The sequence below is a fragment of the Massilia sp. UMI-21 genome, from assembly GCA_015277795.1.
Classification (GTDB): Bacteria; Pseudomonadota; Gammaproteobacteria; order Burkholderiales; family Burkholderiaceae_D; genus Telluria.
Map to the genome: position 1 here is coordinate 4,741,653 of CP063848.1, position 15,223 is coordinate 4,756,875.

At 65.7% G+C, this 15,223-nt stretch carries 13 protein-coding genes and 1 pseudogene; 6 read left to right on the forward strand and 8 right to left on the reverse strand.

Annotation, left to right across the window (positions count from 1 at the left end):
• Window positions 1-105: 105 nt before the first annotated feature.
• From glyQ to IM543_20840, 5 genes are read left to right on the forward strand one after another with little or no spacing between them, the layout of a single operon-like run.
• Window positions 106-1,020: a glycine--tRNA ligase subunit alpha gene (gene glyQ / locus IM543_20820; protein QOY93938.1), complete on the forward strand. Its 915-nt coding sequence runs from the start codon at window positions 106-108 to the stop codon at window positions 1,018-1,020.
• A 21-nt stretch (window positions 1,021-1,041) separates the two neighbouring features.
• A complete protein-coding gene (locus IM543_20825; GenBank protein ID QOY93939.1) occupies window positions 1,042-3,138 on the forward strand; it encodes a glycine--tRNA ligase subunit beta in 2,097 nt (698 codons plus the stop codon).
• Window positions 3,139-3,156: 18 nt separating this feature from the next.
• The gene (gene gmhB / locus IM543_20830) at window positions 3,157-3,711 is read left to right on the forward strand and encodes a D-glycero-beta-D-manno-heptose 1,7-bisphosphate 7-phosphatase (protein QOY93940.1); all 555 of its coding nucleotides are present in this window, start codon (window positions 3,157-3,159) and stop codon (window positions 3,709-3,711) included.
• 36 nt (window positions 3,712-3,747) lie between these two features.
• Window positions 3,748-4,488 carry a 1-acyl-sn-glycerol-3-phosphate acyltransferase gene (locus IM543_20835; protein QOY93941.1) on the forward strand — a complete coding sequence of 247 codons (741 nt, stop codon included), beginning with the start codon at window positions 3,748-3,750 and terminating at the stop codon, window positions 4,486-4,488.
• 44 nt (window positions 4,489-4,532) lie between these two features.
• The gene (locus IM543_20840; GenBank protein QOY93942.1) at window positions 4,533-5,435 is read left to right on the forward strand and encodes a M48 family metallopeptidase; all 903 of its coding nucleotides are present in this window, start codon (window positions 4,533-4,535) and stop codon (window positions 5,433-5,435) included.
• 133 nt (window positions 5,436-5,568) lie between these two features.
• On the opposite strand, the pseudogene IM543_20845 reads toward IM543_20840, so the two are convergent.
• The 7 genes and pseudogenes from IM543_20845 to IM543_20875 form a co-directional block, all read right to left on the reverse strand.
• Window positions 5,569-5,688: pseudogene (locus IM543_20845) on the reverse strand (YcxB family protein).
• A gap of 141 nt (window positions 5,689-5,829) precedes the next feature.
• A complete protein-coding gene (locus IM543_20850) occupies window positions 5,830-6,408 on the reverse strand; it encodes a YcxB family protein (GenBank protein QOY93943.1) in 579 nt (192 codons plus the stop codon).
• Window positions 6,409-6,458: 50 nt separating this feature from the next.
• Window positions 6,459-7,739 (reverse strand): lipid IV(A) 3-deoxy-D-manno-octulosonic acid transferase, encoded by a 1,281-nt coding sequence (waaA, locus tag IM543_20855; protein ID QOY93944.1) that lies wholly within the window; start codon window positions 7,737-7,739, stop codon window positions 6,459-6,461.
• Between the two features lie 10 nt (window positions 7,740-7,749).
• Window positions 7,750-8,730 carry a lipopolysaccharide heptosyltransferase I gene (waaC, locus tag IM543_20860; GenBank protein QOY93945.1) on the reverse strand — a complete coding sequence of 327 codons (981 nt, stop codon included), beginning with the start codon at window positions 8,728-8,730 and terminating at the stop codon, window positions 7,750-7,752.
• Window positions 8,731-8,740: 10 nt separating this feature from the next.
• Window positions 8,741-10,135 carry a phosphomannomutase/phosphoglucomutase gene (locus tag IM543_20865; GenBank protein QOY93946.1) on the reverse strand — a complete coding sequence of 465 codons (1,395 nt, stop codon included), beginning with the start codon at window positions 10,133-10,135 and terminating at the stop codon, window positions 8,741-8,743.
• 277 nt (window positions 10,136-10,412) lie between these two features.
• Entirely contained in the window at window positions 10,413-10,742 is a 330-nt protein-coding gene (locus tag IM543_20870) for an H-NS histone family protein (GenBank protein QOY93947.1), read from the reverse strand.
• Between the two features lie 195 nt (window positions 10,743-10,937).
• Window positions 10,938-12,038, reverse strand: a complete 1,101-nt coding sequence (locus IM543_20875; protein ID QOY93948.1) for a glycosyltransferase family 4 protein — start codon at window positions 12,036-12,038, stop codon at window positions 10,938-10,940.
• Between the two features lie 311 nt (window positions 12,039-12,349).
• Here IM543_20875 and IM543_20880 point away from each other — a divergent pair, with 311 nt between their 5' ends.
• A complete protein-coding gene (locus tag IM543_20880) occupies window positions 12,350-13,207 on the forward strand; it encodes a symmetrical bis(5'-nucleosyl)-tetraphosphatase (protein QOY93949.1) in 858 nt (285 codons plus the stop codon).
• Window positions 13,208-13,340: 133 nt separating this feature from the next.
• Here the strand turns inward: IM543_20880 and ilvD are convergent, their stop codons facing one another.
• A complete protein-coding gene (ilvD, locus tag IM543_20885; protein ID QOY93950.1) occupies window positions 13,341-15,215 on the reverse strand; it encodes a dihydroxy-acid dehydratase in 1,875 nt (624 codons plus the stop codon).
• Between the last annotated feature and the right edge of the window lie 8 nt (window positions 15,216-15,223).

A 15,223-nucleotide genomic window follows, 5' to 3' on the forward strand; every position in this document is an offset into this window, starting at 1 on the left:
TTAATGCTGAGTTGAATCGCTCCCCAGAGGACCGGTAAAACTTAGTAGAATTGGTCATTTGGCAAATTACCGTGACCGCGGCATGAAGGCCGCGGCACCCACCCCATGCTCACATTCCAACAAATCATCCTCACCCTGCAGACCTACTGGGACAAGCAGGGTTGCGCACTGCTGCAGCCGTACGACATGGAAGTCGGCGCAGGCACCTTCCACACCGGCACCTTCCTGCGCGCGATCGGCCCGGAGCCGTGGCGCGCGGCCTACGTGCAGCCTTCGCGCCGCCCGAAGGATGGCCGCTACGGCGAGAACCCGAACCGCCTGCAGCACTACTACCAGTACCAGGTGGTGCTCAAGCCGGCGCCGGAAAACATCCTCGACCTCTACCTCGGCTCGCTCGAGGCGCTGGGCCTGGACCTGAAGAAGAACGACGTGCGTTTTGTGGAAGACGACTGGGAAAGCCCGACCCTGGGCGCCTGGGGCCTGGGCTGGGAAGTCTGGCTGAACGGCATGGAAGTCACCCAGTTCACCTACTTCCAGCAAGTCGGCGGCCTCGATTGCAAGCCGGTGCTGGGCGAGATCACCTACGGCATCGAGCGCCTGGCGATGTACCTGCAGGGCGTCGAGAACGTCTACGATCTGGTCTGGACCGAGTGGGAAGAAAACGGACAGAAGAAGACGCTGAGCTACGGCGACGTCTTCCACCAGAACGAAGTCGAGCAGTCGACCTACAACTTCGAGCACGCCAATACCGACCTGCTGTTCCAGGCCTTCTCGAATCACGAGGCCGAGGCCAAGCGCCTGGTCGAACTGCAGCTGACGCTGCCGGCCTACGAACAGATCATGAAAGCTTCGCACAGCTTCAACATGCTGGACGCGCGCGGCGCCATCTCGGTGACCGAACGCGCCGCCTACATCGGCCGCGTGCGCACCCTGTCGCGCCTGGTCGCCCAGGCCTACTACGATTCGCGCGAGAAGCTCGGCTTCCCGATGCTTCCTGGCGCCGACAAGGCAGCAGCCTGATTGAAAAGAATAGAACAGATGATGAACCAGACTCTCCTCGTCGAAATCCAGACCGAAGAACTGCCGCCGAAAGCGCTCGTCAAGCTCGGCGCCGCCTTTGCCAACGGCATCGCCAATGGCCTGAAGGCGCGCGACTTCCTTGAGGCCGACAGCGTCGCCACCGCCCACGCCACGCCGCGCCGCCTGGCGGTCACGATCACCAATGTGCGCGCCACCTCGCCCGACAAGTCCATTCGCGAAAAGGTGCTGCCGGTCTCGGTCGCGCTGGACAAGGAAGGCAAGCCGTCCGCCCCGCTGGCCAAGAAGCTGGCCGCGCTGGGCTTCCCCGACCTGCAGATCGGCGACCTGGAACGCGCCCAGGACGGCAAGGCCGAATCCTTCTTCTACACCTACACCGCCAGCGGCAGCCAGCTGGCCGGCGCCCTGCAGGACGTCCTGCAGGAGACCGTCGCCAAGCTGCCGATCCCGAAAGTCATGAGCTACCAGCGGCCGGGCGGCGAGACCGTCCACTTCGTGCGTCCGGTACACCTGCTGCTGGCCCTGCACGGCGAGCAGGTGCTGCCCTTGTCGCTGCTCGGCCTGGAGGCCGGCCGCCAGACCATGGGCCACCGCTTCCTGTCGCACGGCCAGCCGATCGCCATCCTGCACGCGGACAACTACGCCGCCGTGCTCGAAAGCGAAGGCAAGGTGCTGTCGAGCGCAGAGGCGCGCAAGGAAAGCATTCGCAAGCAGCTGCTCGACAAGGCCGGCGCCGACCAGGTGCTGATGCCGGAATCGCTGCTCGACGAAGTGGCCGCGCTGGTCGAATGGCCGGTGGTGTACGAATGCCGCTTCGAGGAAGAATTCCTGGCGGTGCCGCAGGAATGCCTGATCCTGACGATGCAGACCAACCAGAAGTACTTCGCGCTGACGGACAGCACCGGCAAGCTGCGCTCGCGCTTCCTGATCGTGTCGAACCTGGAGACCGACGACCCGTCGGCGATCGTCGGCGGCAACGAGCGCGTGGTGCGCCCACGCCTGTCGGACGCCAAGTTCTTCTTCGAGCAGGACAAGAAGAAGACGCTCGAATCGCGCCTGCCGCAACTGGCCAACGTGGTCTACCACAACAAGCTGGGCACCCAGCTCGCGCGCACCGAGCGCGTCATGAGCCTGGCCGCGGCGATTGCGCGCCGCCTCGGCTTCGACGTGGCGCTGGCCGAGCGCGGCGCGCGCCTGGCCAAGGCCGACCTGCTGACCGACATGGTGGGCGAGTTCCCGGAACTGCAGGGCATCATGGGCACCTACTACGCGCGCCACGACGGCGAGCACGAGGAAATCGCCCTGGCCGCCTCCGAACACTACCAGCCGCGCTTCGCCGGCGACGCCCTGCCGTCGACCGATACCGGCCTGGCGGTGGCGCTGGCCGACAAGCTGGAAACCCTGGTCGGGATCTGGGGCATCGGCCTGCAGCCGACCGGCGAGAAGGACCCGTTCGCGTTGCGCCGCCATGCCCTGGGCGTGATGCGCATGCTGGTCGAGAAGCGCCTGCCGCTGTCCTTGCGGGACCTGGTCAACGACGCCTGCGCGCTGTTCGAAGGCCAGGCTGCCTTCAAAGAGGCGCGCGGCGACATCATCGCCTTCATGCTCGACCGCCTGCGCGGCATGCTGCGCGAGCGCGGTTTCTCGCCGAACGAGGTCGAGGCCGTGCTGGCCCAGAACCCGGACCGCGTCGACGACGTCGTCCAGCGCCTGGAAGCGGTGCAGGCCTTCGCCGCCCTGCCGGAATCAAGCTCGCTGGCAGCCGCCAACAAGCGCATCACCAACATCCTCAAGAAGAACGAGGACGCCCTGCCGCAGGACGCCGCGCTCAAGCAGGAATTGCTGGTCGAGCCGGCGGAAAGCGCGCTGGCCGCGAAGATGAAGCTGCTCGAGGGCGAGGTCACCAGCGCCTTCGAACGCAGCGACTTCACCGGCGCGCTCAAGACGCTGGCGCTGATGAAGGAAGAAGTCGACGCCTTCTTCAATGACGTGATGGTGATGGCCGAGGATGTCGCCCTGCGCAACAACCGCCTGGCGCTGCTGTCGCAGCTGCACGGCATGATGAACCGCGTGGCCGACATCTCGAAACTCGCCGCCTGACGCCTTGAAAGTAGTGCTATGAAACTCATCATCCTCGACCGGGATGGGGTCATCAACCAGGATTCGCCGGACTTCATCAAGTCGCCGGCGGAATGGATCCCGATTCCCGGTTCGCTGGAAGCGATCGCCCGCCTGAACCAGGCGGGCTACCGGGTCGTGATCGCCTCGAACCAGTCGGGCATCGCGCGCGAACTGTTCGACATCACGACCCTGAACGCGATCCACCAGAAACTGCATGCCAGCGCCCAGCTGGTGGGCGCCGACATCGACGCCATCTTCTTCTGCCCGCATGCGGCGGCCGACAACTGCGACTGCCGCAAGCCCAAGGCCGGCATGTTCGAGGAGATCAGCAAGCGCTTCAAGCTGAGCCTGAAAGGCGTGCCGACCGTGGGCGACTCGCTGCGCGACCTGCAGGCCGGCTTCATCATGGGTTGCGTGCCCTACCTGGTCCTGACCGGGAAAGGCGAGAAGACCCAGCAGACCGGCGGCCTGCCGCCCGGCACCCAGGTGTACCCCGACCTCGCCTCGATGGTGAACGCCTTCCTCAAGACCGCGGCACAGCGGCCTGACTGATAAAAGACCAACACTAGATTATTGTCCGGAGCCCCTTTGCGTAATTTCAGCCTGTTCCTGCGTTCCCTCCTCTTCAAGATCGTGATGATCGTGGCCACCGTGGTGTGGGCCTGCGTATGCTTCCTGGCGGCGCCACTGCCCTACAACAAACGCTTCTGGGTGACCTCGCGCTGGAACGTCTTCATCATCTGGTGCGCAAAGGTGATCTGCGGGATCCGCTACGAATTCAAGGGCTACGAGAACCTGCCGGACGCGCCGGCCATCGTGCTGTCGAAGCACCAGTCGGCCTGGGAGACTATCTTCCTGCTGCCGAACCTCACCCGGCCGCTGGTCTACGTCTTCAAGAAAGAGATCCTCTACATTCCCTTCTTCGGCTGGGGCATGGCGCTGCTGCGCATGATCCCGATCGACCGCAAGCAAGGCAAGAATGCGTTCGCCCACGTGGTCCGACACGGCAAGCGCCGCCTCGCCGACGGCCAGTGGATCATCATGTTCCCGGAGGGGACCCGCATCCCGGTGGGCCAGAAGGGCAAGTACAAGAGCGGCGGTACGCGCCTGGCTGTCGAAACCCAAACGGTGGTCGTGCCGATCGCGCATAATTCAGGTGAGTGCTGGCCGAAGAATTCGTTCATCAAGCGCCCGGGCCTGATCACGGTCTCGATCGGCAAACCGATTTCGCCAGAAAACCACACCCCCGACAGCATGATGCAAGAGGTCGAAAATTGGATAGAATCCGAAATGCGCGTTATCTCGCCCCACGTCTACAAAGGTGGCTGAGCGACGTCAGCGCCCAGATCAGGAATTCGAAACCGCAGCACGACATGAGCTCCTCCAAGGTCGACGGGCACCAGCTGGAACTGTTTGCACAGGATTTTTTCGCGGCGCTCAGGCCCTCGGATAAACCGGCGCCACCCTCCCAGCCTCTCTTCAAGGCGCCGCCTCCGGCGCCGCGCCACCTGATACCCGTCCCGCCGGTCGCGGCGGGCGATCCGCCGCTCCAGCGCATCGTCCTCGGGTCCCATACCGTCGATTACGCCCTGCGGCGCTCGTCGCGCCGTTCGATCGGCTTCATGATCGACGACGACGGCCTGCGCGTGACGGCGCCGCGCCGCTGCAGCCAGGCCGATATCGACAACGCCATCCGCGCCAAGCAGCGCTGGATCCTGACCAAGCTGCTCGAACGCGGCGAACGCCGCGTCAAGCAGCAGGAGCGCCCGCCGGTCGAGTGGAAGGATGGCGCGCGCCTGCCCTACCTGGGCGGCGAGATCACGCTGCGGCTCGAGGAAGCCGCGCGCAGCCACTGCCAGTTCGACGCTGCCGGCCGCGAGCTCTGGATCGGTGTCGTACCCGGCCTGTCGGAATGGCAGCTGAAGGAGCGCGTCAAGCTGTGGTTCCAGTCCGAGGCACGAAAGCTGTTCCAGGAGCGCCTGGCGTTCTTCGCGCCGCAGCTGAACGTGCGCTACGAAGCCTTCGCGCTGTCCTCGGCGGGCACGCGCTGGGGTTCGTGCACGATCGAAGGGAATATCCGGCTGAACTGGCGCCTGATCCACTATCCCGCCTCCCTGGTGGACTATGTGGTGGTGCACGAACTGGCGCACCTGCGCGAGATGAACCACAGCCCGCGCTTCTGGGCGGCGGTGGGCGAGGTGTATCCGGATTACGATGGGGCGCGGTTGGCGCTCAAGAAGCGCTCGCACGAGATGCCGGTGCTGTTTGCGGATTGAGCCGCGGCGGATGATTTGCTGCTAACCGTAGGGTGGGCAGGTTTCCTGCCCACGCGTCCAAATCACGGTGGATCGTCGAGCGCGGCATTTCAGCTGCTCGCTATCACCGCGTGGGCGGGAGGACCCGCCCACCCTACAACAGCGCATCGCGGCGCGCCGCCGCCAATTCTTTCATCGCGCCCGTCTGCGCATCCGACAGCGCCCGGTACGGAATCGGCAGCGTGCCGCGCTTGAGTACCATCATGAAGCCGCGCGGATTGAGCCGCGGCGGATGATTTGCTGCTAGCCGTAGGGTGGGCAGGTTTCCTGCCCACGCGTCCAAATCACGGTGGATCGTCGAGCGCGGCATGTCAGCTGCTCACGATCACCGCGTGGGCGGGAGGACCCGCCCACCCTACAACAGCGCATCGCGGCGCGCCGCCGCCAATTCTTTCATCGCGCCCGTCTGCGCATCCGACAGCGCCCGGTACGGAATCGGCAAGGTGCCGCGCTTGAGCACCATCATGAAGCCGCGCGGATAGGTGCGCACGCCGATCACGTCCTCCCATCCGATCAGGGTCACGCCGCCGCTGGTACGCACGATGCCGTGCTGGTCGATGGTGAATTCGTAGGTGCGCCGTCCGCGCCCGAGCATGATGAAATGGAGGGCCGCGCCGAGCGTGCTTTTCAAACGCAGGTAGAGGCTGGCAGGCCAGCGGATGCGGCGGCGGCGGATCAGGAAGCCGGCATGCTGCCACATGAAGCTCGTGTATTCGCCCAGCGTGTAGCGTACGAAGAAATGCAATTCGGATAAGGGCAAGAGAGGGGCCGCGGACACGGTGGCCGCCGCTACGGGACCCGGGCCGTCTGCCGTGCCGGCGTTGGCATGCATGTGCAGCACATTGTCGTCGGCCTGCTGCTGGAGCAGCGATGCAACAGGTTTCCCGCTACGCATTCCATTGCCAGACGGTCTCGGGTGATTAAACGACAACATTGCGCATCCCCTGGTTATTATCCGAGCTCGAAACGGAATGGTAACAAAACCTACCGGATCAGGCGTCGCAGGAGTTCAACAGTGCGCAGGGTGGCGCCGCGGTGGCGGCCTGCGAAGGCCAGCGCGTGCGCGCCCATGCCGGCACGCGCGCCATCGTCCTCGAGCAGGCGCAGCGCCGCCGCGACCAGGGCGTCGGCGTCCGCCACGCGCAGGGCCGCGCCGTCCGCCACCGCTTCGTCGGTGGCCTGGGCGAAATTGAAGGTGTGCTGGCCCACCAGCACCGGCTTGCCGAGCGCGCAGGCCTCGATCAGGTTCTGCCCGCCCAGCGGCATCAGGCTGCCGCCGACGAAGGCGCAGTCGCAGGCGGCGTAGTAGGCGAACATCTCGCCCATCGAATCGCCCAGCAGGACCTCGGCCCCGCCCAGTCCGTCACCCGCACCGGCGTCGAGCCGCGAACGGCGCTGCACCGCCAGGCCGCGCGCCGCAGCCAGCTTCTCGACCTCGTCGAATCGCTGCGGATGGCGCGGCACGATGGCCAGCAGCGCCCCCGCCGGCTTGTCGGCCACGCGCTGCCAGGCGTCCAGGATCAGCGTCTCCTCGCCCTCGCGCGTGCTGGCGCACAGGAACACCGGGCGCTCGCCGCACTGCGCGCGCAGCCAGGCGCCCTTCTCCAGCGCGGACTGCGGCGGCACCACGTCGAACTTGATGCTGCCGGTGACCGCCACCTGGGGCGCGCCGAGCGAACGGATGCGGTCCGCATCGGCCTCGGTCTGCGCCGCCACCAGCGCGATCGCGCCGGCCGCGTCCAGCATCAGGGCGCCCATCTTGCGCCCGCGCCGCAGCGAACGCTCCGACAGGCGCGCGTTCACCAGCGCCACCGGCACCGCGCGGCGTGCGCAGCCGGCGACCAGGTTCGGCCACACCTCGGTCTCCATCAGGATGCACACGCGCGGCTGGAAGCGGCCCAGGAAGCGCGCCACCATGAACCCGGTGTCGTAAGGCAGGTAGGACTGCAGCACGCGGTCGCCGTGGTGGCCGAACAGCGACTTGCCGGTGGCGCGCCCGGTCGGCGTCATGTGGGTGAGCAGGATGCGCGCATCCGGATATTCCTCCAGCAGCGCCTCGACCAAGGGCTCGGCGGCGCGGGTCTCGCCGACCGAGACGGCATGCACCCACAGCGTCGGGCGCGCAGAGGCCGGCGCGTCCGGAAAGCCCAGGCGCTCGGCCCAGTGGGCGCGGTAGCCGGGCTCCTTGCGTCCGCGCCACCACAGGCGCCCCAGCACCAGCGGCAGCGCCAGCCACCAGGCCAGCGAGTACAGCAGACGGTTCATGGCGCCACCTTCACCGCGCGTCCAGCAGGCGGCGCGCAGCGGCGATGACCTCGGGCGCCGGCGGCGGCGCTTGGATGTCGCCCAGGTTGACGATCTTGTCCGACCAGTTGCCCTCGGTCTTCCACTTCGGGGAGTCGCAGTAGATCTCGACCGTGGGACGCACGAAGGCGGCCGCGATGTGGGTCAGGCCGGTGTCCACGCCGACCGCCAGCCGCGCGTGCCGGGCCAGCGCCACCGCGTCCATCATCGACAGTTTCGGCAGCACGCGCGCGTTCGGCAGGCCGGCGGCAAGCAGCTCGGCTTCCTGCAATTCGCCGGGCGAGCCCCAGGGCAGCAGCACCGGCATCGGCGCCAGCGCGCGGCCGAGTGCGATCCAGTTCTCGCGCGACCACTTCTTGGCCTCGCGCGCGGTGCCGTGGAAGAACACGGCGTAGTCCTCGGGCGGCAGGAAGCCCGGCCGCGAGCCCGCTTCCGGCGCAGGCAGCCCGAAGTCGGGCGGACAGTCGACCGCGTAGCCGAGCGCCGCGCCGGCCACCATGCGGCCGCGCGCCACCGCGTGGGTGCGCGGGTCCAGCGGGATGCTGTGGGTGTGGAAGATGCGCGAGATGCCTTCGTAGCCCGAGCCTTCGCTGCCGTTGGCCAGGCCGACCTTGCGCCCTCCCCGCACGGTGCGCGCCGCGCCCATGATGATGCCGGTCTTGAGCAGGCCCTGGGTATCGAACACGACATCGTATTCTTCTTCGCGCAGGGTAGCGAAGAAGGCTTTGATCTCGGCCCGGGTCTCCGCCTTGCCGAGGCTCTTGCGCCAGCGGCGCAGCGCCCACGGAATGATTTTACGGACGTGCGGGTTCAGGCGCACCAGGCTGGTATAGCCTTCTTCCACCACCCAGTCGATGGTGGCGCCCGGGTGGTGGCGCAGGATGTCGGCCACCATCGGCAGGTTGTGCAGCACGTCGCCCAGCGACGATACGCGCACCAGCAAAATCTTCACGCGGACTCGCTTAGAAAGGCAGTTCGGCGTCCGGCTTGGCGGCCAGGATCACCTCTTTGAATTCGGCCTGGATGCGGGCCAGCGCCTCCGGGTTCTCGCCCTCGAACCGCAGCACCACCACCGGGGTCGTGTTCGAGGAACGGGCCAGGCCGAAGCCGTCCGGGTATTCCACGCGCAGGCCGTCGATGCCGTTGATTTTCTCGGAGCTCGGGAAGCTGGCGTTGGCGCGCAGGCTGTCGATCAGGGCGAAGTTCTCGCCTTCCTTCAGGTGCAGGTGCAGTTCCGGGGTGCTGCTGGCGATCGGCAGGCTGTTGAGCAGGGCCGACGGGTCCTGCTCCCTGGTCAGGATCTCGAGCATGCGCGCGCCGGCGTACAGGCCGTCGTCGAAGCCGTACCAGCGGTCCTTGAAGAAGATGTGGCCGCTCATTTCGCCGCCCAGCGGGGCGCCGGTTTCCTTCAGCTTGGCCTTGACCAGCGAGTGGCCGGTCTTCCACATCAGCGGGCGGCCGCCGGCTTGTTCGATCCACGGGGCGAGGTGGCGGGTGCACTTGACGTCGTACAGGATCTCGGCGCCCGGGTTGCGCGACAGGACATCGCTGGCGAACAGCATCATCTGGCGATCCGGGAAGATGATCTGGCCATCCTTGGTGACGATGCCCAGGCGGTCGCCGTCGCCATCGAAGGCCAGGCCGATCTCGGCGTCGGTGTCCTGCAGCGCCTTGATCAGGTCCTGCAGGTTTTCCGGATGCGCCGGGTCCGGATGGTGGTTCGGGAAGTGGCCGTCCACCTCGCAGAACAGTTCGACCACCTCGCAGCCCATGCCGCGGAACAAAGCCGGGGCGAAGGCGCCGGCCACGCCGTTGCCGCAGTCGACCGCGATCTTGATCGGGCGTGCGATCTTGACGTCGCCGATGATGCGCTCGAGGTAGGCCTGGCGGATGTCGTGGGTGCCGTAGCCGCCGCGCTGCCCGGCCACCTTGCCGTCGCCGCTGTCGATATGGGCCGCGATGCTGTCGTGCAGGCCAAGGATGGCGTCGCCGTAGATCGCTTCGCCGGCCATCACCATCTTGAAGCCGTTGTAGTCCGGCGGATTGTGGCTGCCGGTGACCATGATGCCCGAGCGGGTGTCGAGCACATTGGTGGCGAAATAGACCATCGGGGTGGCGACCATGCCGAGATCGATCACGTCCACGCCGGCATCGCGCAGACCTTCGCCCAGTGCGGCGGCCAGGCCCGGGCCCGACAGGCGGCCGTCGCGGCCGATCACGACCTTGCGCTCCCCTTTCGCCAGCGCGGCGGCGCCGAATGCGCGGCCGATATGGCGAGCGATGCCCTCGTCCAGCGTCTTGTCGATAACGCCGCGAATGTCATAAGCCTTGAAGATCGTTTTCGAGAGAGCGAGCATGGTTTCCTTGGAAAGCTGGGGGCGCGGGCATGCGAAGGCAGCCTGGGACGCGGCAGCGCCGGCGCCGAATGATCGGGATGATAATCAAGAAAGCAAAACGCGCTTCCTTGAAGGAATGACAAATGCGAGTATTGTAGCGGCAAGCGGCGTCCTGTGGGAATCGGACGGACCGCTTGCGCAAGTGGCGCAGCTGATGCGAATGGCGCCGGGACCGGCACAGCCGGTCACGCGTGACAAGGCCCGGCGACTTACCGGGCGCGGCCAGGCGCTGCCAGACTCAGACGCGCAGCTTGTCGAGCGACTTGCCGCCTTCGACCCATTCCTTGACCCACTTCGGCTGGCGGCCACGGCCGGTCCATTGCTGCGAAGCATCGTCTGGATGGCGATAGCGCACGGCCACGGTCGTGCCCTTGCCCGCGTTGCCCTTGGCGCCACCGCGACCGCCGGTCGCCAGCAGGTCCTTGAGGGGTACGCCAACGCTTTGCGCGATCGCCAGAATCTGTTCGCGCGCCTTTTGCACTTCCTGTGCTTCGCGCGACTTCATTTCCTGCTTGATTTGTTCCTGCAGGTTGCGCAAATCGCCTACGGACATATTAGACAGATCCATCTTTATTCCCTCGTGAGTGAAAGGTTGAAACCGGAACGCCCAACAAAACCTTCATTGCCGCGTTGTATCGTGATGCGGTACCAGTGTACTGCCTTCGACGATACTGCCTGCCCCGAGGGCTTTGTCAGACACTCCAAGCTTGAAACAGCAAGGCGAGATACTCACCAAATGTCGCAATATACTAACATTAATATCTTAATTCCGCTTTTTCTTGTGAAGAAAAAGCCAGCGCGGCGACTTAAATCGAACAATACGCGCATATAACCAGAGGTAACTGATTATAAACAACAAACTGAAGAAGATCAGCACACTCGTGTTTTTCCAGAACACGGTGGCCGGCACGACCGCCATCAGGGAAAACAGCCATAAATATGGCGAGGTGCGCGCGTTCCTTTTCATCAGTGCACGCGCTTCGCGCGGCCCTACCGTCCATTGCACGATACGCCGGAATATCAAACTATGCAGATGAATTCCGTCGGGTAGAGCAGGTGATTTACCGCGCACGAACATGCGCCGGTAAGCGGAGAATATCGTTTCGAATGCGGGATAAATCAGCAGCAGCGCGGCATACCAGGTGGACACGCCGGGATTGCGCATCACCAGCAGCAGCGCGAGTTCGCCCAGCATGAAGCCGATCAGGTAGGCGCCGCCGTCGCCGAGGAAGATCAGGCCCACCGGATAATTCCAGATCAGGAACCCGGCGGCCGCGCCGGCCACCGCCAGCGCGGTCACCAGTACGAACATATCGTTCACCTGCAATGCCACGTAGGCCAACGACAGCAGCATGCAAATGCTGACCATGCTGGCCAGGCCGTTGAAGCCGTCGATGATGTTCACGGCATTGGCGATGCCCGCCACGGCCAGCACGGTCAGCGGCAATACGACCCAGCTCAATTGCAGCGGCAGCACGCCCCACGGCATATCGAGGCGCACCAGCTTTGCGCCGAGCAGGTAATACGCGAGCAGCGCGGCGAGCATCGTGAGCAGCAAGCGGCGCGCCGGCGAAACACGGCCGGTATAGTCTTCGACGATTCCGCCCGCCATGGCGATGCATGCGCATCCGAGCAAAGATGCGAACCACGGGCCGAGCGCCGGTTCGCGCATTGTCGAAATGGACGCGGTGAAAAGAATCGCCAGATAGATCGGCACGCCGCCGATGCGCGCAACCGGATGTGCATGGAACTTCTGCACGCCGCCATAATCGGAGTCGAGTGCCGCACCATTGCGCTTCGCATATTTAATTACCAGCAGGGTCAGCAGCGCGCAGGATACGAAACTGACGAAAAAGGAGAACATTTATTATTCTTTCGCTGCACACCCGAGTCGTTTCCGCAGGCACTCCGCGGGAAAACCACGGCACTCTTATCGTTGGAATGGTGGCCCATTGTACCGGAATAGATCAGCCGTCCCGGCTCGAGATACGCTTCTGCGCGGCGTGGTTCGACTGCATCAAATGCGCGCAGGTTCCATTGCTTGTTACCAGGCTTGACGCGCCATGCCGCGGCTCCTTTATTCCCTGCGCTGCGCCCCTGCGCGAAATCATTTAGTATCCGCAAATGCATTCGGTCTTCAGGCCACCTCCCACGCACCACTTCGATAAGAACAACATGAGAACCTACGCCATCGGCGACCTGCAGGGCTGCGCCCATGAAGCCCAACTCCTCATCGAGCGCATCCTCGGCGACGCACAGCGCCACGGGCCGGCGCAGCCGCGCATCCTGTTCGTCGGTGACCTGATCAATCGCGGTCCGGATTCGCTGACCGCGCTGCGCCGCATGAAGGCGCTGACCGAGACCAACCCGGGCCGCGTCGAAGCGCTGCTCGGCAACCACGACCTGCACCTGATCGCGGTGGCGGTCGGCGCGCAGCGCGCCGGGCGCTCCGACACACTCGACGAGATTCTGGCGGCCCCCGACCGCGATGCGCTGATCCAATGGCTGCGCCAGCGTCCGTTGGCGATGTTCGTCGACGCCCACCTGCTGGTGCATGCCGGCGTCGCGCCCGAATGGGATGCGGCGCAGACCATGGCACTGGCGCACGAGGTCGAAACCGCCCTGCGCGGCGAGGGCTGGATCGACTTCCTCGGCCAGATGTACGGAAACGAACCGAAGCAATGGGACGACAGCCTGGCGGGCATCGCGCGGCTGCGCTGCATCGTCAACGCACTGACCCGCATGCGCCTGTGCGCTCCCGACGGCAGCATGGATTTCCTGCACAAGGAAAGCGAGCGCGGACCGGAAGGCTCCGGCCTGGTGCCCTGGTTCGAGCTGCCGCAGCGCAGGACGCAGGACGTGACCGTGGTGTTCGGCCACTGGTCGGCGCTGGGGCTGGTGCTGCGGCCGAACCTGGTGGGACTCGACAGCGGCTGCGTGTGGGGCGGGAAGCTGACCGCCGTCTGCCTGGACGACCGCTCGCTGCTGCAGGTGGATTGCCCCGAGTATCGGGAGCACGGCGGTAAAAAGTAGGGTGGACGGCTTCGCCGTCCGCGCGTTCAACTATCGGATGCGTTACCACACCGTTTGCACTGGCTGCGCGCGTGGGCGGGTGACCCGCCTTTCGTGGCCCGGCCCACCCTACGGGTCTGTGGCAATACAAATGTCAGCGCTTGAGCTGGGAGAGATCGCGCACCGCGCCGCGATCGGCCGAGGTGGTCAGCGCCGCATACGCCTGCAGCGCCTGCGACACATAGCGCTCGCGCGCCACCGGCTTCCAGGCTTCGAGCCCGCGCTCTTCCATCCGGGCGCGGCGGTGCGCCAGCTCCTCGAAACTCACGCGCAGGTTGATGGTGCGCGCCGGGATGTCGATGTCGATGATGTCGCCCTCTTCCACCAGCCCGATCGCCCCGCCCTCGGCCGCTTCCGGCGACGCGTGGCCGATCACCAGGCCCGATGAGCCGCCCGAGAAACGTCCGTCGGTGAACAGCGCGCAGGCCTTGCCCAGGCCCTGGGACTTGATGTACGAGGTCGGGTACAGCATCTCCTGCATGCCGGGCCCGCCCTTCGGCCCTTCGTAGCGGATGATGACCACGTCGCCGGCCGCCACCGGGTTTGCGGAATTCGTACCGAGGATGCCCTCCACCGCCGCGTCCTGGCTTTCGAACACGCGCGCCTTGCCCGAGAAAATCAGGATGCTCTCGTCCACCCCCGCCGTCTTCACGATGCAGCCCTTCTCGGCGATGTTCCCGTACAGGACCGCCAGGCCGCCATCCTGCGAGTAGGCATGCTCGCGGTCGCGGATGCAGCCGCCGCTCCTGTCCAGGTCATTCGCCTCGAAGCGCTCGGCCTGCGAGAACGCGACCTGGGTCGGCACGCCGCCCGGCGCGGCGCGGTACAGCTGGTGCACGCCAGGATCGTCACTGCGCTTGATGTCGTACTTCTCGATCGCGTCGCCCATGGTCGCGCTGTGCACGGTCGGGAGCGAAGTGTCGAGCAGGCCGGCGCGCGCCAGCTCGCCCAGGATCGCGAAGATGCCGCCGGCGCGATGCACGTCCTCGATGTGGTACTTGTCGGTCATCGGCGCCACCTTGCACAGGCAGGGCACCTTGCGCGAGATGCGGTCGATGTCGGCCATGCTGAATTCCACGCCGGCCTCGTGCGCCGCGGCCAGCAGGTGCAGCACGGTATTGGTCGAGCCGCCCATCGAGACGTCCAGCGCCATCGCGTTTTCAAACGCCGCCTTGGTGGCGATCGAGCGCGGCAGCACCGAGTAGTCCTCAGCTTCATAATGGCGCTTGGCCAGCTCGACGATCAGGCGGCCGGCGCGCAGGAACAGTTCCTTGCGGTCGGCATGGGTGGCGAGGACGGTGCCGTTCCCCGGCAGCGACAGGCCAAGCGCCTCGGTCAGGCAGTTCATCGAGTTGGCGGTGAACATGCCCGAGCACGAGCCGCAAGTCGGGCAGGCCGAGCGCTCGATTTCCGCCACGTCGGCATCCGACACCTTGCTGTCGCCGGCCTGGATCATGGCGTCCACCAAGTCCAGCTTGATGATCTTGCGGTCGTTGTTGACCACCTTGACCACCTTGCCCGCCTCCATCGGCCCGCCGGAGACGAACACCACCGGAATGTTCAGGCGCATCGCGGCCATCAGCATGCCGGGCGTGATCTTGTCGCAGTTCGAGATGCACACCATCGCGTCGGCGCAGTGGGCGTTGACCATGTACTCGACCGAATCGGCGATCAGGTCGCGCGAGGGCAGCGAGTACAGCATGCCGCCGTGGCCCATGGCGATGCCGTCGTCGACCGCGATGGTATTGAATTCCTTGGCCACGCCGCCGGCCGCTTCGATCTCGCGCGCCACCAGCTGGCCCAGGTCCTTCAGGTGCACGTGGCCGGGCACGAACTGGGTGAAGGAGTTGACCACCGCGATGATCGGCTTCTCGAAGTCGCCGTCCTTCATGCCGGTGGCGCGCCACAGGGCGCGCGCGCCGGCCATGTTGCGGCCCTGGGTGGTGGTGCGGGAACGGTAGGTGGGCATGCTGGTCT

Bases quoted from the DNA above. Each gene is read 5' to 3' on its own strand.
- IM543_20825 (QOY93939.1), top strand. From the start codon at position 1,042: ATGAACCAGACTCTCCTCGTCGAAATCCAGACCGAAGAACTGCCGCCG.
- IM543_20865 (QOY93946.1), bottom strand. From the start codon at position 10,135: ATGCTCGCTCTCTCGAAAACGATCTTCAAGGCTTATGACATTCGCGGC.
- glyQ (QOY93938.1), top strand. From the start codon at position 106: ATGCTCACATTCCAACAAATCATCCTCACCCTGCAGACCTACTGGGAC.
- IM543_20850 (QOY93943.1), bottom strand. From the start codon at position 6,408: ATGTTGTCGTTTAATCACCCGAGACCGTCTGGCAATGGAATGCGTAGC.
- IM543_20880 (QOY93949.1), top strand. From the start codon at position 12,350: ATGAGAACCTACGCCATCGGCGACCTGCAGGGCTGCGCCCATGAAGCC.
- waaA (QOY93944.1), bottom strand. From the start codon at position 7,739: ATGAACCGTCTGCTGTACTCGCTGGCCTGGTGGCTGGCGCTGCCGCTG.
- ilvD (QOY93950.1), bottom strand. From the start codon at position 15,215: ATGCCCACCTACCGTTCCCGCACCACCACCCAGGGCCGCAACATGGCC.
- IM543_20840 (QOY93942.1), top strand. From the start codon at position 4,533: ATGAGCTCCTCCAAGGTCGACGGGCACCAGCTGGAACTGTTTGCACAG.
- IM543_20875 (QOY93948.1), bottom strand. From the start codon at position 12,038: ATGTTCTCCTTTTTCGTCAGTTTCGTATCCTGCGCGCTGCTGACCCTG.
- IM543_20870 (QOY93947.1), bottom strand. From the start codon at position 10,742: ATGGATCTGTCTAATATGTCCGTAGGCGATTTGCGCAACCTGCAGGAA.
- gmhB (QOY93940.1), top strand. From the start codon at position 3,157: ATGAAACTCATCATCCTCGACCGGGATGGGGTCATCAACCAGGATTCG.